This is a genomic window from Sphingobacterium spiritivorum, assembly GCF_016725325.1.
Lineage (GTDB): Bacteria > Bacteroidota > Bacteroidia > Sphingobacteriales > Sphingobacteriaceae > Sphingobacterium.
In genome coordinates this window covers 4,214,449-4,235,346 of sequence record NZ_CP068083.1, presented here as the reverse complement: position 1 = coordinate 4,235,346, position 20,898 = coordinate 4,214,449, and the positions used below count along the sequence as shown (strand labels likewise).

The 20,898-nt window shown below is 40.4% G+C and carries 16 protein-coding genes; 1 reads left to right on the top strand and 15 read right to left on the bottom strand.

What is annotated here, in order from left to right; genetic code table 11:
- Window positions 1-14 precede the first annotated feature (14 nt).
- The 13 genes from I6J02_RS17630 to fucP all read right to left on the bottom strand — a co-directional run bounded on the left by I6J02_RS17630 (window position 15) and on the right by fucP (window position 16,476).
- On the bottom strand, window positions 15-740 hold the full coding sequence (locus I6J02_RS17630) for a LytR/AlgR family response regulator transcription factor (protein WP_201679132.1): 726 nt from the start codon (window positions 738-740) through the stop codon (window positions 15-17).
- Between the two features lie 65 nt (window positions 741-805).
- Window positions 806-2,131: a RagB/SusD family nutrient uptake outer membrane protein gene (locus tag I6J02_RS17625; protein ID WP_201679131.1), complete on the bottom strand. Its 1,326-nt coding sequence runs from the start codon at window positions 2,129-2,131 to the stop codon at window positions 806-808.
- Window positions 2,132-2,155: 24 nt separating this feature from the next.
- On the bottom strand, window positions 2,156-4,009 hold the full coding sequence (locus I6J02_RS21835) for a TonB-dependent receptor (RefSeq protein ID WP_236582141.1): 1,854 nt from the start codon (window positions 4,007-4,009) through the stop codon (window positions 2,156-2,158).
- A complete protein-coding gene (locus tag I6J02_RS21830) occupies window positions 4,006-5,184 on the bottom strand; it encodes a TonB-dependent receptor plug domain-containing protein (RefSeq protein ID WP_236582140.1) in 1,179 nt (392 codons plus the stop codon). The genes I6J02_RS21835 and I6J02_RS21830 overlap by 4 nt, the downstream gene beginning before the upstream one ends.
- 18 nt (window positions 5,185-5,202) lie before the next feature.
- A complete protein-coding gene (locus I6J02_RS17615; protein WP_236582139.1) occupies window positions 5,203-7,821 on the bottom strand; it encodes a zinc-dependent metalloprotease in 2,619 nt (872 codons plus the stop codon).
- Between the two features lie 137 nt (window positions 7,822-7,958).
- Window positions 7,959-9,431, bottom strand: a complete 1,473-nt coding sequence (locus I6J02_RS17610) for a sensor histidine kinase (RefSeq protein WP_201679130.1) — start codon at window positions 9,429-9,431, stop codon at window positions 7,959-7,961.
- Between the two features lie 286 nt (window positions 9,432-9,717).
- Window positions 9,718-10,509: an SDR family oxidoreductase gene (locus tag I6J02_RS17605; protein ID WP_201679129.1), complete on the bottom strand. Its 792-nt coding sequence runs from the start codon at window positions 10,507-10,509 to the stop codon at window positions 9,718-9,720.
- Window positions 10,510-10,522: 13 nt separating this feature from the next.
- Window positions 10,523-11,350 (bottom strand): amidohydrolase family protein, encoded by an 828-nt coding sequence (locus I6J02_RS17600; protein WP_201679128.1) that lies wholly within the window; start codon window positions 11,348-11,350, stop codon window positions 10,523-10,525.
- Window positions 11,351-11,359: 9 nt separating this feature from the next.
- Window positions 11,360-12,217 (bottom strand): fumarylacetoacetate hydrolase family protein, encoded by an 858-nt coding sequence (locus I6J02_RS17595; RefSeq protein ID WP_201679127.1) that lies wholly within the window; start codon window positions 12,215-12,217, stop codon window positions 11,360-11,362.
- A 160-nt stretch (window positions 12,218-12,377) separates the two neighbouring features.
- Window positions 12,378-13,142: an SDR family NAD(P)-dependent oxidoreductase gene (locus tag I6J02_RS17590; protein WP_201679126.1), complete on the bottom strand. Its 765-nt coding sequence runs from the start codon at window positions 13,140-13,142 to the stop codon at window positions 12,378-12,380.
- 57 nt (window positions 13,143-13,199) lie between these two features.
- Window positions 13,200-14,864 (bottom strand): UxaA family hydrolase, encoded by a 1,665-nt coding sequence (locus I6J02_RS17585; RefSeq protein WP_201679125.1) that lies wholly within the window; start codon window positions 14,862-14,864, stop codon window positions 13,200-13,202.
- The gene (locus I6J02_RS17580) at window positions 14,864-15,199 is read right to left on the bottom strand and encodes an L-rhamnose mutarotase (RefSeq protein WP_201679124.1); all 336 of its coding nucleotides are present in this window, start codon (window positions 15,197-15,199) and stop codon (window positions 14,864-14,866) included. The genes I6J02_RS17585 and I6J02_RS17580 overlap by 1 nt, the downstream gene beginning before the upstream one ends.
- Window positions 15,200-15,210: 11 nt before the next feature.
- Window positions 15,211-16,476: an L-fucose:H+ symporter permease gene (fucP, locus tag I6J02_RS17575; RefSeq protein ID WP_201679123.1), complete on the bottom strand. Its 1,266-nt coding sequence runs from the start codon at window positions 16,474-16,476 to the stop codon at window positions 15,211-15,213.
- Between the two features lie 159 nt (window positions 16,477-16,635).
- On the opposite strand from fucP, the gene I6J02_RS17570 reads away from it, so the two are divergent.
- Window positions 16,636-17,490, top strand: a complete 855-nt coding sequence (locus I6J02_RS17570; protein WP_201679122.1) for a helix-turn-helix domain-containing protein — start codon at window positions 16,636-16,638, stop codon at window positions 17,488-17,490.
- 51 nt (window positions 17,491-17,541) lie between these two features.
- On the opposite strand, the gene I6J02_RS17565 is transcribed toward I6J02_RS17570, so the two are convergent.
- Both I6J02_RS17565 and I6J02_RS17560 read right to left on the bottom strand, forming a co-directional pair.
- A complete protein-coding gene (locus I6J02_RS17565) occupies window positions 17,542-19,833 on the bottom strand; it encodes a GH92 family glycosyl hydrolase (protein WP_201679121.1) in 2,292 nt (763 codons plus the stop codon).
- 96 nt (window positions 19,834-19,929) lie between these two features.
- Window positions 19,930-20,898 carry an NAD(P)H-quinone oxidoreductase gene (locus tag I6J02_RS17560; RefSeq protein ID WP_201679120.1) on the bottom strand — a complete coding sequence of 323 codons (969 nt, stop codon included), beginning with the start codon at window positions 20,896-20,898 and terminating at the stop codon, window positions 19,930-19,932.

Sequence of the window (20,898 nt, the reverse complement as noted above, 5' to 3'; positions counted from 1 at the left end):
AAATTAAAGTAGTATTATTTGTCAAGCCATAATTGAAAGTCATGGGACTTCTCTTCACTGACAATAATCTCCAGGTTTTCCAGTATCTGGGGATGCAGTTGAAGTTTAATACGGTTACGACTCATCTTTAGCATTTCGCCAATAGATTGGATATGTATTATAAATTTACGATTGATCTGAAAGAAAAACTCCGGATCCAATCTCGGGGCTAGTTTACTCAACGCATCATCCACAATAAAACGATCACCCTGTACCGAAAAACCATACAAAAGCTTATCATCGGCCATAAAGTAAGCAATATCTTCAACGGGAACAGACTTTAGCCGGATGCCATAACGAACCAGAAATCTGTTTTTATAGTGTGGTATGATCTCCTCGCGTGGTAAAAGAGATTCTACTTTACTCAATGCTTCTTTCAGTTCTGGTAACTCAAAGGGTTTTAACAGATAAGCATATCCCTGATTACGGAATGCTTCCAGTGCATACTCATCAAAAGCAGTTGTAAAAATAACGGGAGTCTGAATTTTGATATGGTTAAAGATATCAAAGCTAAGGCCATCTCCAAGGTGGATATCCATAAAAATAAGGTCAGTCTCATTTTTCGATAACCAACTGATCACATCCCGCACAGTGGATTTGACAACAGCTGTATACTCATCGTTCCACAGTTCCGTCAACATTTCCAGCAGGCTCTCGGAAGCCCAGCTTTCATCCTCTACGATTAGTACCCGAATTGCCATGCCGTGAAATTAAAAAAAAATCCCCACTCTCTAAAGAATGGGGATATCTATCTGCATAACTATAACTATAGATCCGGATTTTTTTCAATCGCTTCCTTAGGATAACGAATCACATAACGTGGATCATTCTGTATAAGATGAAACTCTTTTCCAAAGAAAGTATGTATAACTTCCGGACGATCTGTACGTTTCATATCGTTCCAGCGAAGACCTTCCAGCGCCAGTTCACGTGCACGTTCTGCAATAATCTCTTTCAGCAGATCCGCATCTGACATCGCATTTAGTTCATTACTGCGTGTAGTAAAATAAGTTGGCGTCAGGCGATTTTTCAACAATGTTGTCAATGCTCCTGTAGCCTTGGGTCTGTCTCCCAGTCGGGCTGCTGTTTCTGCAATAATCAGATATAATTCTGCATTTCTGAAACTGACATTATACCGGATATTTCCACCCTTTAAAGAAACGTAATTAAGGCTCCCTTGTTTTCCAAAGTATCTTGAGAAACGCAAATCATCTTTCTGGTTATACAATCCTAATAATTTTGCTGAAATAAAAGTAGATGTACTGACATTAGACTTTCCAACCTCTTCCCAGGCCTGAATCATTTCTGCCGATTCAAAATCGTTAGGCAACAGACTGCCCGATTTATTAAGGTCTACCAGATCTCCTTTTATCGCTAATGCTTTTTCTGCAGCTTCCATAGCCAGCTTCCACTCTCCTTTATACAATCTCAAACGGGCTTCAAAAGCATAATAGGAACGTTTGCTGAACCTATATTTTACAGTTGTAGGCTGATCATTTACATTTAGTAAGGCATTTCCTGCCTGCATATCCGCTTCTATCTGTTTGTATACGGCTTCTACAGTAGATGCCGGGAATTTTTGTTCCAGATCTATCTTAGTAGATATCGGTACACCCTTATCAGTCGCAGCTGTTGCGGCATTATATTGCTCAGCATAAGAATTCAATAACTCAAAATGAGCATAGGCACGCATCAGGTATGCTTCCGCACGAATCTGCTGAACGGCTTCCGTATTTCCGGCTTCTTCTTCAGCTTTTGAAATAACATGATTGGCATAAAAAATGGATTTGTAAAAGGCTACCCATGCGTAAGGCAAGGTCGTAGCGTCCGGATTTTGATCATTCCAAAGATGAATATCCTTTATTGTCGTCAGATCCGTAGAATTCTCATCTAATTGCAGTTCATCTGTCCGTAGATTCAGATAAGATTTATGATCCGGAAAGGACTGATAGCCACTGGTCATCAGTGCTCTGAAATCAGCCTCGGTCTTAGGAACTACCGTTCCTACAGGTTGTATGTCCAGATATTTGTCACAGGATGAGAAAACTGTTCCCATCAAAAACAGACAGAGATATGTGGTATATTTTTTCATGTTGTATGTTCGTATTGATAAGTATTAAAATGAGGCTGATAGTCCAAAAGCAATAGATTTGGATATAGGCTGTGTATAATTACTACCATAAGTCTCCGGATCGAAAAATCCGGTATAATCTGATCCGAAGACAAACAGATTACGTCCTTCTACACTCACACGAAGATTAGATGAACGAATCTTTTTGCTTACCGATTGAGGTAAAGTATACCCTAAACGAATGCTGTTGATACGTGCATAGCTCATTTTCTTAGACCAGATATCCAGAAACTGGAAGGAATTGAGCGGGTCATTATCCATCATCCAGCTATACGCCATCCATCTGTCATTCAACTCAATATTGGAGCTACCTAAAGCCGGCAATACACTTCCGCCATTTACGACCTCTAAAATTTCACGTGTATTATTCGCTCCTCTGTCCAGTGACGAAGGATTGTAATTAGGAGTGCGTCTTACCAGTTTGTTTATATTAAATATTGCGGATACGGCAAGATCAAAATTATGGTATCTGAAACGGTTAGTCATACCTCCGATAAACTCAGGATCCAGACTTCCTTTGTATTTAAACTTAGACTGATACTTAGCCGCATTCAAATTAGTAGCTACACTATATCCGGGAAGAAAATCTGCCCACGGATCATACAGCTCATAAAAATCCTCGAAAGAAACAATCTGTCCGTTGTCACCATAAAATTGCGGAACACCATCTTTATCCAGTCCGGCTGTTTCCAGGACAAACAAAGAGTTGATCGGGTATCCGGCTCTTCCGTCCGGCATGTATGCCTTAGGATTGGACACTACGCGTGTCAGCTTATTGCGGTTATGTGCAATATTGAAATCCGTAGACCATGTAAAATGTTCTCTGCTGATATTTTTACTGGAAACAGAGAGTTCTATACCATCATTCCTGACAGAAGCCCAGTTACGTTGTACAAGCTCGAATCCATTCTCTAAGGAAAGATCATTATTACCAATCAGATCTCTGCTGTCACGGTTGTAATAATCTACCGTCACGACCAATCTGTTCTTCCATAATCCCAGATCAATTCCTGCATTCCAGGAAGCAGTTCGTTCCCAACGCAGTTTATCATTTGCAGGTGCAGTCACTACGATGGTAGGTTCACTGGTACCCGGCAATAATGTTGAATTGTTATAATTTCCGACAATAAAAGGATACGTGTTACGGTCTATGTTACCCTGAATACCATATGATCCGCGTAACTTTAACATCGAAATCGCTTCTATATCTTTGATAAAGTCTTCTTCAGAAGCATTCCATGATCCGGAAAGAGACCAGATTGGAAGGAATCTGTATTTTGGATCTACGCCAAACATATTCGATCCGTCGTAACGGATACTTCCGTAAACATTATACTTACGGTCTAATGTATAAGATGCATTGGCATAGAATGAAGCGTATGCAGTCTCTCCTATTGCTTTCGCATATTGTCTGTATAATCCGTTATTCTGATAGTTACTGTTTGGAAATACAATATTCTGCGTCGTCAATGTTACCGGATTAAACCCGAATCCTTTGGTCGAGATCAGCGTGTTTTTTGATCTTCTCAGTTCGGTACCGGCCATGACATCCAGTTCATGACGACTGTTAAATGTCTTATTATACTGTACAAAAGATTTCCAGTTGTATTGAAATTCACTTTTGTTACTATTTTCAATAATACCACCATCCGGCAGGAAGTATTTATACTGTTTTGTCTGGCTATCGTAATAACGGGTATTCTCTCTGAACTTTCTTGTTAAGTAAGACTCTTTATCTCCAAAACGTTCGGTACCTACTTCTTCAAACTGAAGTCCAAGTTCTGTACGTACAGACAAAGAAGGAATAATCTGATATTCCAGATTGGCAATAGCCTTCAAACTTTTATTCGCCAGAGAATAGGATGTATTTTCTCTTTCTTATGTGCATCTGTACCTCCTGACACGGATGCTGTGTATTGCTGGTTGACAGCATTACGAAAAAGTTCGTCTCTCCAATTGGTCTGCTGGCTGCGCAACGTATTGATAGCCTCCTGACTCGTCAAAGATAAAGCACTGAATCCTCCTTTTCTGAATGCATCCAGTTCATTTCCTGTTGCGAGAATACGGGCAACAGCTCCCCTGTCTGCACGGTAATCCAGATCGGTTCTGTTTGCCATAGCCAGTTCAAAATCAACTTTTTCGCTTGAGGACATCAGATTCAGTTTATTGTAATCCGGACGTTGCGACACAAAGCTGTTGGCGCTGATCTGCACCTGTGCAGGACCTTTTTTTCCTTTTTTGGTTGTAATCACAATTACTCCATTTGCGGCGCGTGCTCCATAAATAGAAGTTGCTGCGGCATCCTTTAGTACTGTGATATCTTCAATATCATCCGGGTTGATGCCGGCAATAGGAAGATTGGTCAGGTTATTCAGATTGTCCTTATCAAAACTGTTTGGAAGCGCTGTTCCTTCTATTGGAAGTCCGTCGATTACCCATAACGGATCCTGCGTTCCGTTCATTGATACAGTACCTCTGATACGGATTTGTGGAGCACTGTTCGGTCCTCCGTTCAGATTACTCAATTGCAGACCCGCTACTTTTCCTTCCAGTAACTGATCGATACCTGACACACCCGCCTGTCTGATCTCATCAACCTTCAGTTTATTATAAGCTGTGGTATTCTTACGTTTGCTGATGTCCGTATATCCGGTCACAATAACTTCTTCCAGAGACTGATTTTCCGAACGCAGATAAATAGTCTTCTCTCCACCATTTACTTTTACATTCTGGCTCTCATATCCAACAAATGATACGGTAATAAAAGCAGTGTTTTTAGGCACTTTCAACTGAAATTCTCCGTTTGAATCAGTTAAAGTTCCCAAAGCAGACTGCTGAATCTGTCCCGGAACTCCGGTGTCTTCACTGACTGCAGAGCTACCCAGCAGAACCGTCACTCCGCTGATCGGATTTTGACTGCTGGCATCAAGGACCCTTCCCTTGATCGTAATTACTTCCTGTGCATAAACGAACTGCACACAGGAAAATAAAAGAAATAATAAAATTCTATTCATGTTAGGTGTTTGTGTTGCTTAATTTTTTGTGTTTAGTACCCCTGCTATTCTTGCCAGTAAATCCTGATAATGTGCTTTTGTAGCCATATCTCCGGAATTACGGGCCTGCATCAGTAAAGCTTGAATCTGAAATAGTTCAGCTCTTTTGCTCGTCAGCATCTCTGAAGTTCTGCTCATACCGGAAACATGTACATTGCGGATAGATTTATCCGATCCGTGAGCTGTTCCATGAACAGGGCAGATTTCCGGTCTTGCCTCTTTCAAAAACTGATCTACAAAATCAAGTTTTTTACTTTGCAGCTTTTCCATATTCTTGCTGGTAGAAACCAACAGTACATCAATATAGTTTTGCTGAAGCATACGTGTCTCTATATCCAGATTTTCTTTGTTCAAGGATTTGCGGAAAATATCATTACGTACCGAAGTCAGGAATTCTTCTACACTCCAGGCTTTGTCTTTCCCAAACAACAGTTCCATTTCTGTCATACGGAGTAGACGCTCATCCTTAACCAGATTATAAAGAATACTGTATTGAAATTCACGCTTCAGATTGTAAGGCGCATATTCAAACGGACCGACAGGACTATCTTTCAATGGAAATGTTTTCGTAATGAGATCTTGTCTGAATAACCATTCAGGTAAGTAATAAACCTGATTTTTTAGATATTTCAAGGCGTCTATCTGTGTATTGCGCGGTACTGGAGCATAGGCACTTTTACCATCGCCCATAACCGGATTTTCCAGATAGATACCACCAATATTGTTCAGTACGTGATCAGCATATGCATACCATTGTCCGATTACTGCCATATACAATTTGCCTGCACGATAGTAATCTTCACCATTAGCTGTAGTCCAGTTGATAATATGAGGCATCGTTCTTTTCAGGTTACGTAATCCATATTCACCAGCCTTCATAGCATTATCCCCAAGATCTTCAGATTGGGATCTGGGATCAACAATATTCTTTCCATCCTGCTGTTCTCCATACCAGTAATACGGGTTGTGCTGATGTGTCTCGATTACTTTTCTCAATTCAGGAAGTTCATCCCATGGATTTACCTTGTCATACCAGCGATATGCCCATCCGATAGCATACTTATCATACAGGCCTATAACAGGAGTAATTACTTTGACATTATCTTCAGGTTGTGCTACATAATTAAAACGTGCATAATCCATAATAGAAGTCGCTGTCCCTCCCATTGTTTCTGTAAAATGTGGCGAACGAAGCGAATCTACCGGAAAACTGTGAGAAGATCCCATATTATGCTTTAAACCAAGGGTATGCCCTACCTCATGAGAAGAAACAAAACGGATAGCATGTGCCATCTTTTCGTCAGAGAAGGAATTTCCGCGCACATCGGTATCTATTATTCCGGTTTGCACACGCATCCAACTATTTAATATGGTCATTACATTGTGCCACCAGATGACATCAGCCTCCAGAATTTCACCTGTCCGCGGATCTACTACAGACGGCCCCATTGCATTTGCCTGAGGTGAAGCGGCGTACGTAATAGCGGAAATATTTGCATCATCAATATCAAAATCCATCCCCTCAGGCACTTCTTTTGCAATGATTGCATCTTTGAAACCAGCTTCCTCAAAAGCTTTCTGCCAGTCATACACGCCGGCTATAATCTGCTCTCTCCATTGTTTTGGAGTAGCAGGGTCAATATAAAATACAATAGGTTTCTTAGGTACAACCAATTCACCGGCAAGATAACGAGCCTTGTCCTCCTCTTTTGGTTCTAATCTCCAACGGGTCACCAGTTCCCGTTTTTCCATTTCTTGCTGCGCATCCGAAAAATACCAACGTGCTGTAGTAAAATATCCCACACGCGGATCTGCAAATCGTGCCTTCATCTTATTATCCGGCAGCTCATAGATATTACTCGTTACCGTCAGACTGATCGGAATAGATTCGTTTCCCTCTGTCACTTTTGTACTCAGAATTGATCTGACAACTACGTTATTACGGAAAGATTTGATTTGCTCCACATTTGAAAGCGAACTTTTCGGAGATGTACCCAGTCCCAGGTTGGTAAACACATCATTGAAACTCTTTTCTGTTCCGTCGAATACTTTATTGACTTTGATGAGCACAGCAGATGAATCTGCATTGTAGCTTTCAATTTTAAAGGATTCTATAAATGATTGTGTAAAATTATCTGCTACCGATTTTGCTATAGCATCCTCACGAGGTACTTCTACCTGTGGCTTAGCTTCGCCTACCCACACTTCATTACGCGTTTTCTTAACTGTAAACCGAAGTACTTTATTTTCAAAATTCATCCCCTTATTCAATCCCGCCTCATTCAGGGCCAAAGGTACCGAAGATATTTTATTGATAAGCAAAAAATCCTTATCCATCTTATTCAGAGGGATTTCAAAATAGTAGTCTTTGCCTTTTGAAAGGATATTAAAGATGCCGCTATCAATTTTTGCATCTTTAGCAATCCTGGCATAAGCCATTACACTGTCCTTTTTAGTGGTATCGACAGTTGTAGAATGAGCTGAATGATCTTTTCTGAGACCTATTTTGGTCATCAGCTGGCATGAGCCAAGTAACGAAGTGGAAAATAAACAAAGAAATGCTAGTTTAGTGTTGCTACTGAAATAATTGCTTTTCATTAAGATACTTTAAGTAGGGTCAAATAAATGAGAAGTGAAGATCAAAAGAAATACCTTAATTATAAAGCGATTACCCGTGAAACCGCTTAATACAGGAGTGAATCCTCCTTTTAGACAGAAGAAAAATAAAACAATTTCTAAATAATAGGTAGAAAGACTTTAAACGAGGATTTGTCCTCTACTATTTCAAATCCGCTAATCTGATAATAATCATAAATATTAGCTAAAAACTGTGTACCATATCCATTAGATTCGTCGCCTGAAAGCCTCAGTCGCAGTTCATTACTTACGACAATACGCTGATCTTGCTGATAAATCCAGATTGACAGCGGATTTTCTGAAGAGATTTCATTGTGTTTAATGGCATTCTCCAGCAGAATTTGTAAGCTTAAACGGGGAACCTTTCTATTACGTATGGACGAATCCAGCTGAACATCTAACGGGGAAAGTCCTTCTCCAAAACGAATCTTCTGTAAGAAAAAATACTCCTCAGCCAGTTCAAGTTCTGTGGAAATCAAAGAAAGACCGGAGTCGTCTGCACTTAACAATTTACGATAAACACGGGCAAGCTTAGTAACAAAACTCTTTGCCAACTGTCCATCTTTACCTATCAGCTGCTGTAAAGTCCCTAAACTGTTGAATAGAAAGTGAGGATCCATCTTTTCCTGCAACTGTTCGAATTTCAACAATGCCTGCTCCTTTTGGTATTGTAGATTATTAACTTCCAGCCGATGGTTTTTTCTGCGCTGCAGATAAAAAATAGTCAGGAAAATAGCAATAGCAAATACAAGTATCAAACCTAGCAGAATACTCAGATTGACAATACCATCCACCTGTTCATCCGTTAAAAGAAAAAGTGTGGATAGCAGTAAATCGCATTCTCCCAATATACCGTGTATTTTGTATTTCTGAATTAAGACAGGAAGTTTAATATAATCGGAGTTGATAACCACACTTCCTTTATCATAATCCAGGCGGACTTTTGTATAATCCCGTACGCCTACTTTTTCCAGTTCCGGATTTAGCAGGCAGATTCCATCTGCATTATAGATTTCGAAATATGACCTGTTACCCAGAGAAGAAGTCCAGAAGTATTCATTGAGCTTCTTTACATCTATATAGATCTGTAATATCCCGTCATCCAGCATTAACTGACGAACGATATACATTCCCTCCTGGCTCTTTATAAAAGTGGCAGTTTCGTCTTCCTGAGGTATAACGGCCTGCAACTGTAGCCGGTCGGATGCCAAAGGAATAAACAGTTTTTGGTGCAAAATCGATCTTGAAGCCTTTTCTTTTCCTTTCCAGATCTGATAACCTACAATAAATTTTTTCTTGTTATCTTCCCGAATTAAACGATCTATGGAAGGGAATTCTTTTGTTTCGGCAAGGGTTTTCAGCAAAAATATGCTTTGATCAAAAACATCAAATTCTTTTTGAACCAGCAGCGCACTTTCCGCATTTATCTCTTTCAGAATAATAGTATTCAGTTTCTCCAGTCGCTGATTCATCAGATGCAGCATACAGAACACCAATACAACAAATGTGATGAGTCCTCCCGAAAAAAGAAGAATACTACGTTTGTTCCATATTTTTTTGCCTGAATACATTTTCGGTGCAAAACTACATAAACTCTGTAAGTTAGCGGGAGAAATTAAAGAATAAACAGATTTAAGAACCTAAATAAATCCACACTCATGATTATATATAATTGAAAATAAAGAATATATATTATTTACATAAATAAAGACTCACACAATAGACTGATATTTTCGTTTTACCCTCCACCAGCCTGTTTAAATAACAAAAGCGTCATTGTAAGTACTGAACAACGAATTTTAGATCCGTTCCCCTGTCTTACGATGACGCTTAAAAGATTATTTTTATTTCTGAATGTTACTTTTCAGCCAGAATAGAACGATCCAGATGAACGTAACCTCCATCTACATGAATCAGCTGTCCTGTAGTATGACTTGATTTGTCCGATAACAGAAAAACTGTAGTATTTGCAATCTCTTCCGGAGTAGTCATCCGATGTTCCAAAGGAATACGATCTGTAATTTTCTTTAGTGTTTCCTCCGGATTATCCAGTGTCTGAATCCACTTATCATACTGTGGCGTAGAAGATTCCGCGACCACAATGGCATTTACCCGTATAGAATAAGGCAAAAGTTCCACCGCCCATTCCCGTGTCAGTGCATTTCTGCCCCCGTTTGATGCAGCATAAGCAGATGTGTTTCCCTGTCCTGTTTCAGCAGTTTTGGAGGTAATATTCACAATACTGCCTTTTGATTTCTTTAGAGCCTCTAATGAGTGATGAGCCATCAGATAATAATGAACCAGGTTTTTATGCAAGGATGCGACAAACTTCTCATAATTGCCGGAAGCAAGACCTACCCCATCATTAACACCTGCATTATTGACCAGTCCGTCAATACGGCCATAGACCTCCAGTGTTTTGTTTACAGCTTTTGCGCTTTCCTCCGGTAGAGACAGCTCTGCTTCAATACACAATGCCTGTATACCTAGTTGTTCAACTTCGGCTTTGACCTTATTATTATCGGCTTCATTGCGACCTACGATCACAGGTATAGCTCCTTCACCAGCCAATGCAAGTACGATTGCTCGTCCTATGCCTTTAGCTCCCCCGGTGACAATAACTACTTTATCTTTTAGATTTAAGTTCATATTACATTCTTTATTATAGATTATATGCTTTTACTGCATTCAGTCCCCAGAAAGCTTCTTTTTCAGCAGATGTAAAATCATCAAGCTTGGACCCGACTATTGCCAGATTATCTTCATACGATGCAGCAAGAAGACACACCGGCCAGTCTGATCCAAACATAATCCTCTCTTTCCCGAAACACAGAAAAACATGATTCAGATACTGAGAAAAATGATCCAGTTTCCAGCCGCTCCAATCGGCCTCTGTAGCAAGCCCAGAAACTTTACAATACACATTGGGATATTCTGCAAGTGCACTTATAAAAGATGCCCATTCATAGAATTCCTGAGATTTGATCGGCGGTTTGGCGATATGATCCAGAATAAATTGTTGATCCGGATGATTCGCGACACAGATCAATGTGCTGGCGTAATGACGCGGACGAATCAACAAATCATACGTAAAGCCATACTTACTCAACCGGGAAAGTCCGTTTTGAAAATCATCTCTTATCAGAAATTCCGGATCGCTTTCTCCTTCTACAATATGTCTGAAACCTTTGATGACAGATTCCTGCTGATAATTACTCAACAATTCATCAATATTCGAAGCCCTTAAATCTACCCAGCCAACAACTCCTTTTATAAACGGATGCTGATATGCCAGCCGAACCAGAAATTCTGTTTCTGAAGGTGATTGATCAGCCTGCACCGCAATACAGCCATCTATATCATTCCGTTGTAAGATAAATTCCAGATCCTGAGGTAAAAAATCACGACGGATTACCTCCATTTGATCAGTTATCCAGCTATCACGTACGGGATCAAAATGCCAGAAATGCTGGTGAGAATCAATGCGCATACTTCACAATTATTTACCAGAATAAGCGACTACTTCCTGACGGGATTCACCTAAACCATCTGCGCCAAGCTCGATAATATCTCCCGCTTTCAGATAGATAGGTGGATTAAATCCAAGACCTACACCTGCCGGAGTTCCGGTAGAGATCACATCTCCAGGCAATAAGGTCATAAACTGGGACACATAACTTACAATGTAAGGAACAGAAAATATTAAGTTTTTAGTATTTCCGTCCTGATAGGTTTTTCCGTTAACTTTTAACCATAAACGAACGTTATTGATATCTGCAATCTCATCTGCTGTAGTCAGGTAAGGTCCCATCGGTGCAAAAGTATCACAACCTTTTCCTTTGTCCCATGTACCACCACGCTCGATCTGAAATTCCCGTTCGGAAACATCATTGTGTAAGACATAACCAGCCACGTAATCCAGAGCCTCAGCCTCTTCAACATAGGAAGCTTTCTTGCCGATTACGATTCCGAATTCCACTTCCCAATCTGTTTTGACTGAGTTTTTAGGAATTACAACCTGATCGTGTGGTCCTACCAGTGCGGTAGTAGACTTCATAAAAATAATAGGCTCTTTCGGAATAGCTGCTCCAGTCTCTTCTGCATGATCTTTATAATTAAGACCAATACATACAATCTTAGAAGGACGTGCGAATGGTGCTCCAAGACGAGAATTTGCAGGAATTTCCAATAATTCACCTTCATTCGCTTTTACAAATTCCTCTAAACGGGCTAAGCCGTTTTCAGCGAAAAATGTTTCATTATAGTCTCCGCCAAGGGCTGAAGTATCATAATTAACGCCATCGATCTGGACGCCTATTTTTTCTTTTCCGGATTCACCAAAACGTATTAATTTCATTTGTATATAATTTGTGTTTAACTGTTATTATCTTATCCCGGTAACCGGGATGAAGCACTCAAAACAGATATTGCAATAATATTTAGATTTTGAGGTTCAAATTAGCCTTATTCGCTCTTCAAACTTGCTAATTCTTTTTATTATTTTCCAATTTTTGGCCTTAATTATTTAATTTGATAAAGCCTCCGTCTATAGGATAGTCGTTCCCCGTAATAAAGCCTGCATCATCACTACATAAGAATAATGCGAGTTTAGCAATTTCTTCCGGCTGAGCCATACGGCCTATAGGCTGACTTTTAGAAAGCTTTTCAAACATTTCAGCTTCCTGCCCGGGGTAATTCTTTGCAATAAATCCATCTACAAATGGAGTATGAACACGTGCAGGTGAAATACTGTTACAACGAATACCATCCTCCATATAATCACGTGCAACGGAAAGTGTCATTGCAAATATGGCGCCTTTACTCATTGAATATGCAAATCTGTCACTGATACCCACCCATGCGGCAATAGAAGCCATATTAAGAATAGCTCCGCCACCTTGTTTTTTCATCAATGGAACAGCTGCATACAGCGCATTATAGGCACCTTTAACATTGACATTGAATACACGGTCAAAATCTTCCGAAGTACAACCCTCCAATTTACCCACGTGGGCTATACCAGCATTATTGACCAGAATATCCACAGCACTGATACTTTCCACGACAGCCACCACTTCACTTTGGATAGCAACATTACAAACATGTGCCTTTGCTTTTCCTCCGGCAGTAATAATCTCTTCAACTACCTGTTCAGCACCATCCGTATTGAGGTCCAGAATATGAACTTCCGCACCTTCAGAAGCAAATAACAAACTAATGGCTTTCCCGATTCCGCTGCCACCACCTGTAATAATGGCTGATTTATTAACTAATTTACTCATATTATGATCTTAAAACCCGGGCAAATATTCCGGGTAGTACATGTATCAAAAAAAAAATTATAAAGAAACTCCTCTTCTCCAGGGAATAAAATCATCCTGACCAAGCAATACAGCCTTCGGTTTTATTTCACCATTTGCCACAGATATTACATAATCCAGTATACGATGTGCAGCCTGTTCAATACTTTCCTCCCCTTCAATAATAGTTCCGCAGTTGAGGTCAATTATATCCGGCATCTTTTCATACGTTTTTGTATTCGTAGATAATTTGACCACCGGAGTGATAGGGTTTCCTGTAGGTGTGCCCAACCCTGTCGTGAACAACACCACATTTGCGCCTGCTGCAACTTCAGCTGTAGTACTTTCTACATCATTGCCCGGAGTACATAAAAGATTCAGGCCCGGTTTATTAGCCAGTTCCGGATAATCGACCACCGCAGTTACAGGCGATGTCCCTCCCTTTTTAGCAGCTCCTGCAGACTTGATGGCATCCGTAATCAGACCGTCCCGGATATTTCCAGGTGAAGGATTCATATAGAATCCTGAACCATCTGCTTCAGCCTTAGCGTTATATGTACGCATCAGACTCATAAATTTGGTCGCTGTTTCTTCATCAATACATCTGTCACTGAGTTCCTGTTCGACTCCGCATAGTTCAGGAAATTCAGCCAGAATCACCGAGCCGCCCAGACTAACCAGTATATCAGACAAATACCCTAAAGCCGGATTAGCTGAAATACCTGAAAAACCATCAGATCCGCCACATTCAAGACCGATACATAATTTATCCAGTGTAGCAGGCTGACGCTCCTGCTGATTGGCCTGCATCATACCCGCAAAAGTCGCTTTAATAGCTTTTTGCATCAGTTCCTTTTCAGTACCTTCTTTCTGTTGCTCAAATACATACAGAGGTTTATCAAACTGAGGATCTCTTTTCTGAATTTCATCCTTCAGAATAGATGCCTGTGCGTGTTGGCAGCCTAAGCTCAATACAGTTGCTCCTGCAACATTCGGATGTGTAATATAACCTGCCAACAGGCCACATAGTGCATCCGAATCCATACGTGTACCACCACAGCCCATATCATGATTCAGAAACTTGATACCATCTACATTATCAAACAGACGTTTCACTTCTTTATCTGACGAACCCGCATTCAGATCCTGCGCAATGATTGCGTCTACATTAGCACCGGACTTATACAGGTTGATCAGATCATCTACTTCAGTTGTATAATCATTAGCTTTTACCTTATACCCCAGCTTTTCTTCGAAAGCGGCTTTTAAGGTCAGGACATTTCTGTTTTCACAAAAAACCAATGGAATGACGAGCCAGTAGTTAGCTGTACCAACCGTTCCGTTAGAACGATGATATCCATTGAAAGTCTTATCTTTAAACGATGACACATCAGGCTTATTCCAGCTCAGCTTGCGCTTACCCATTCTGAAATCTTCAGCAGCATGACGCAGGTTATCGGTAGAGATCAGTTCGCCCTGTTTCAAGGCATAATTTACTTTCCCCACCAGTACACCATACATATGCACTTCTGCGTCTGCTGTAAGCGGACTGATCGTAAACTTATGCTTTGCAGCCACATCCTGAAGCAATTCAAATTGCTGACCTTCCCAATTAATTAACGTCCCTTTCTGTAAATCACGTAAAGCCACCAGCACATTATCCGAAGGGTGGATTTGCAGAAACAATTGTTTTGTAGTTTCCATTACTTACTTAAATCAAATATTTTATCCAATAGCACCCATTTCTCACCAGCCTTAGCACCGGGTATAGCCACCTGGTATTTCCACATCAACTCTTCCCATTCCTGCACTTTAGGATTACCGCTGTCCATCTCTCCTTTACGTTCAAATGAAAAGCTGTCATTTACTTCCATAATCATGAAAAGACGATTAGCAAACCTGTAAATTTCCATAGACTCCACTCCCGCATCTGTAATTGACTTTTTAATCTCAGGCCAGACAGCAGCATGATAAGTCTCGTATTCGTTTATCAACTTAGGGTCATCAACCAAATCCAGCCCCAGTGTATATCGTTTCATATTCAATTGTATTAATGTGTTTTAATATCCTCTGTTTCTTCAATGACTAAATTATTGTTCTTCATGGCAAATAGCAGAACAACTACAAAACATACCAACGGAACAAAATATCCATATTGTAAATGTCCGGTATGATCAGAGATATAGCCTAATATAGGAGGTAAAATAGCACCTCCGACAATGGACATAACGATCAGACTGGATGCAGATTTTGTATCTGATCCGATTCCCTGTACACCAATCGCAAAAATCGTCGGAAACATAATGGACATAAAGAAAGAAATACCGATCAGTGCATACAAGGTAATCACTCCGGAACCGAAGATCACAACAAACGATAACAGTATAGATATCACGGAATAAATAGCCAGCAATTTAGGTGCTGACACAAATTTCATAAAGAATGTACCGACAAATCTTCCCAGCATAAAAGCTAAGCCGGCTACACCTGCATAATATTTAGCTTCCTTAGGCGCAATACCTGCTGCATCCGTAGCAAAAAGAACCAGAAAACTTAGTACACAGACCTGTGCGCCCACATAAAAGAACTGAGCAAGCACTGCCCATGAAACATTTTTATGCTTGAATGCATGAAAAAAGCCTGATTTTGTCTTTTCCTCATCATCTTTAATATCAGGCAAACGGGTGAAGTAAAAAATAGCTGCTACCACCAGAATGAGTACGCCCAGAATAACATAGGGTAACTTTACAGAAGAAGTTTCCAATTGTAAATACGCATTACGGGCCTGATCACTTAATGCAGCCAGCTCTTCGGCTGACTTTGGTTCTTCCGTAAGGATATATTCGCCACCAAGTATAGGCGCTACAAAAGCGGCAAGACCATTAAAGGACTGTGCAAAATTAAGGCGTTGAGTAGCTGTATTAGGATCCCCTAAAACTGTTACATAAGGATTAGCTGCTGTCTCCAGAATAGTGAGTCCGCAGGCTACTACAAATAGTGCACCCAGAAAGAAAACATAACTCATCGTGTTTGCAGCAGGAACAAAAAGAAAACATCCTAAAGCAAAAAAGATCAAACCGATCAGAATACCGGCCTTGTATCCATATTTCTTCATTAACAGACCTGCAGGAATAGCCATTACAAAATAGGCTATAAAAACAGCCGAATCCACTAGCGATGCCTGAAAAGTCGTGAGGCTGAATGCCATACGCAAATGTGGTATCAGAATCGGATCCAGATTGTGAATAAATCCCCAAAAGAAAAACAGGGAGATTACCAATACCAGAGCCAGAGAATAGCTTTTAGTTTTTGTCATACGTAATTGTCTTACTAATTATTTATAATTGATTACTGTAAAATTCGCAAATAATATTTTGAATACATTAATGGATATTACCCAATTATTAAGCTATTTTACCTTTATTTGTATAAAAGAATTACTATTTATGCAAGTATTCTTTATAATTTTGAAGAAATGAAACCTCAACTCCTCACCTTCGGTACACCGGCAGCAGCCTCATTCTCCATTCGGAATGACGTAAAACCTCAGCAACACAACAACTGGCATTACCATGAAGAGCTGGAGCTGATTCATATTGCTCAAGGCAGCGGAACTCAATTTATAGGAGATAGTATCAATAACTTCGAAAATGACAATATGGTGCTTCTGGGAACAAATCTGCCACACTACTGGCTATTTGATGAACAGTATCTGCAGGACAATGCGGATATCCGGGTCGCTCACTTTAGAGAGAACTTTTTAGGAGAAGTATTTTTCAATTTACCGGAAAACCGCAAATTGAAAGAGTTATTCGCTAAAGCTAAGCAAGGATTGCAGATTTATGGAAAGACAAGAGAGATACTGCGGCAGTTATTGGAAAAGCTATTATCAGCAAGCGGTGCTTCCCGGATCATCATTCTTCTGGAAGCACTCAATGTATTGGCCACCAGCGATGAATATGAAAGATTAACACGATCTACGTATGAATTCCAGAGTCATCTCGGGGATCATGACCGCTTAAATGCCATTATTCAATACGCGACTCAACATTACAGAAATAAGATCAGTCTGACTGAGTTGGCCCAGATTATAGGGATGACAGAAAATTCCTTTTGCAGATTCTTCAAATCCAAGACCGGTAAAACACCTGTAGAATTTATAACCGAACTCCGGATCGGACATGCTTCCCGCTTGCTCCTGGAGCAGGAAATGCCTGTAAAACAAATCTGTTTTGAGAGTGGATTTCAGAATTTTGTCAGTTTTCATAAGGCTTTCAAAAAAATAAAGGAAACGACACCATTGATGTATCAGAAAAGCCTAAAAAAATAGGCTCCGGAAATCCGGAACCTATTCAACAAAACAAACTAATTATAAAAATCTTTACTGTTCATAACTCAGAGAGTACGGAAAGTCAGCCTTTACAGTACCTCTGTTCTTGTTAGGTTCAGCACTCATATCAAAAGATAAATTTGCACCTTTGATCAACTCGCTGTGGTTGATATAATTTTTTGTATAATTCTTACCATTCCATTTCATCGATTTGATATAACGGTTGGTATCTGAATTTTGAGGCGCCTGTATAATTACTTTTTTTCCATTTGACAAATGTAATGTAGCCTTTTTAAACAAAGGAGCTCCTAACACATACTCATCTGTTGCCGGAGTTACCGGATAGAACCCAAGCGCCGAGAATACATACCAGGCAGAAGTCTGTCCGTTATCCTCATCTCCACAATATCCATCCGGAGTAGGAGCATACATCCTGTTCATCGTTTCACGAACCCAATACTGCGTTTTCCACGGTGCACCAATATGACCATACAGGTAGATCATATGCTGAATAGGTTGATTACCGTGAGCATACTGACCCATATTGGCAATCTGCATCTCTCTGATCTCATGGATAGGAAAACCATAGTAAGAATCGTCAAAAACCGGAGGTAAAGAGAAAACCGAATCCAGTTTGATTTCCATAGCACGATGTCCACCCATTAACTGAGCCAATCCGTTCACATCCTGAAATACAGACCAGCTGTAATGCCAGCTGTTACCCTCTGTAAATGCATCCCCCCATTTGAAAGCATTAAATGGAGATTGAAAAGATCCGTCTTTATTTTTGCCACGCATTAATCCTGACGCAGGATCAAATAAATTTTTATAATTAAAAGAGCGCTTGCGATACAAATCTACATCTTGCTGACGGCCTCCCAGAGACTTGGCCAGTTGATAGATTGCGAAATCGTCATACGCATATTCTAATGTACGAGCTGCATTTTCATTAATCTTCACATCATAAGGCACATATCCCAGTGTTTTATAATACTCAGCACCTGCCCTGCCTACAGCAGTCAGCGGCCCAGCATTATTAGCACCTTTGATGACAGCCTCATACAAGGTTTCTATATCCTTGTTATTTACCTTTACACCTTTTACCCAGGCATCTGCAACGACAGAGGCCGAATTATTTCCAACCATCACATTTCTAAAGCCCGGACTTGCCCATTCCGGCAAAAACCCTCCTTCACGATACGCATTCGCCAATCCTTCCTGCATCTTCACACTCATTTCCGGATACATCAGGTTCAGGAAAGGAAATAAGGCTCTGAATGTATCCCAAAAACCTGTATCTGTAAAGAAATAGCCAGGTTTGACCTCTCCAGTATACGGACTGTAATGCATGACGTTTCCTTGCGCATCCAGTTCATAGAACATTCGCGGGAATAATAAAGAGCGGTATAAAGAAGAATAAAATGTACGAACCTGATCTATGGAGCCGCCTTCGATCTCCACCTTCGCCAGTTCTTCATTCCACTTCTTCTCTCCTTTTAACACCTGCTGATCGAAAGTAACGCCATTCAGTTCTTTCAGATTGATCTCCGCCTGTTCCGGACTGATGAAAGAAGAAGCTACCTTCATTAAGACCTGATCACCACGATTAGCGATCTTAAATCCTACAATAGCTCCTACATGATCCGCCTTAATCAGATAGCGGTCATCTTTTAATACAGAATCGGCAAAGGTGGAAATATTAGCAAATGGATGATCAAAAGTCATCACGAAATAATTCTTAAAATTGTCGGGAACACCACCACTGTTTTTTGTGGAGTAACCGATAATCTTCTGCTCTCGCGGAATAACTTCTACATAAGAACCTTTATCAAAAGCATCAATCAGCACATAAGCTTCCTCTGTTTTAGGAAAGGTGAAACGAAAATAAGCTGCACGTTCTGTTGGGGTAATCTCTGTTTTTACATCATAATCAGCAAGATATACTTCATAAAAATGAGGTTTTGAAATTTCAGCTTTATGACTGAACCAACTTGCTCTTTTATCCTGATCAAAAGTCTTTATTCCAACAGTAGGCATAATAGCAAACTGACCATAATCGTTCATCCACGGCGAAGGCTGGTGTGTCTGCTTAAATCCGCGAATCTTATTCGCATTGTAGGTATACATCCATCCGTCACCCATTTTTCCGGTCTGTGGACTCCAGAAATTCATACCCCACGGCAAAGCAATCGCAGGATACGTATTTCCATTAGAAATAGTATAATCCGATTGTGTTCCAACTAATGGATTGACAAAATCTACAGGATTACTGATCTTACCGATCTCCTGTGCGGTAGCGCAGATGGTAGAAAGGCAGAGTAAGGCTGTTGCTATATAGTTCATATTACTTGATTATGGTTAGCTATTAACGGAACTAAAATAAAAAAATAATTTGATTATATCGCTGCTAAAAGTATTTAGCAAAGGAAATATTACAATTTAGAAGGTTAACACTAGCTTTCCGAGGAAATGGCCCTCCTCCATTAATCTATGCGCCTCTTCTGCTTGCGTAAAATTAAAAGACTTAAAAACCATAGGTTTAAATGCTTTCGATGCTATAAATGGGAAGACATTACCGACTACTGCTGCTGTCAGTTCTGCTTTAAAGCTTTTATCTCTTGCTCTTAGTGTACTTCCGGTTACTGACAGACGCTTTTGCATCATCTGCAGAATATTCAATTGCACCTTTGCTCCTTCCATCGCATTGATATAAACCAATCTGCCGTCCGGGTTAAGGATTGCTATGTTTTTATTAAAATAATCACCACCTATACAATCCAGTATCACATCCACCCCACTTTCTTTGAGTACCTCTTCAAAATCTTCCTCATGATAATTGATGGCCCGCACGGCACCCAGCGATTCGCAAAATTCGCACTTCTCCTTACTGCCTGCAGTAGCGTATACCTCCGCTCCGGACAACGTAGCCAGCTGAATTGCGGTAGAGCCTATTCCACCCGATCCGCCATGTATAAGTACACGCTCTCCTTTCTTTAACTGACCTCGCTCAAAAAGATTATGCCATACCGTAAAAACAGTCTCCGGTATTGCGGCAGCATCTTCATAACTGAGATTTTCAGGCTTAAGCATACAACTGCCGGCATCTACCACAACATACTCCGCATATCCGCCTCCTGCAACCAAAGCCAGTACATCGTCCCCTGCTTTCCAGGAACCTGCCATACTTCCGGTTGCCTCAATAACTCCGCTGATCTCCAACCCCGGAATATCGGCAACAACTCCTGCAGGAGCCGGATAATTACCCTTCCGCTGAAAAACATCAGGTCTGTTGATTCCGGCAGCCTTCACGCGTATCAATACTTCGTGGTCTCCAACTGCAGGAATAGGTCTCTCTTCAACTTTTAATACTTCAGGGCCTCCGAATGAAGAAATAACGACTGCTTTCAT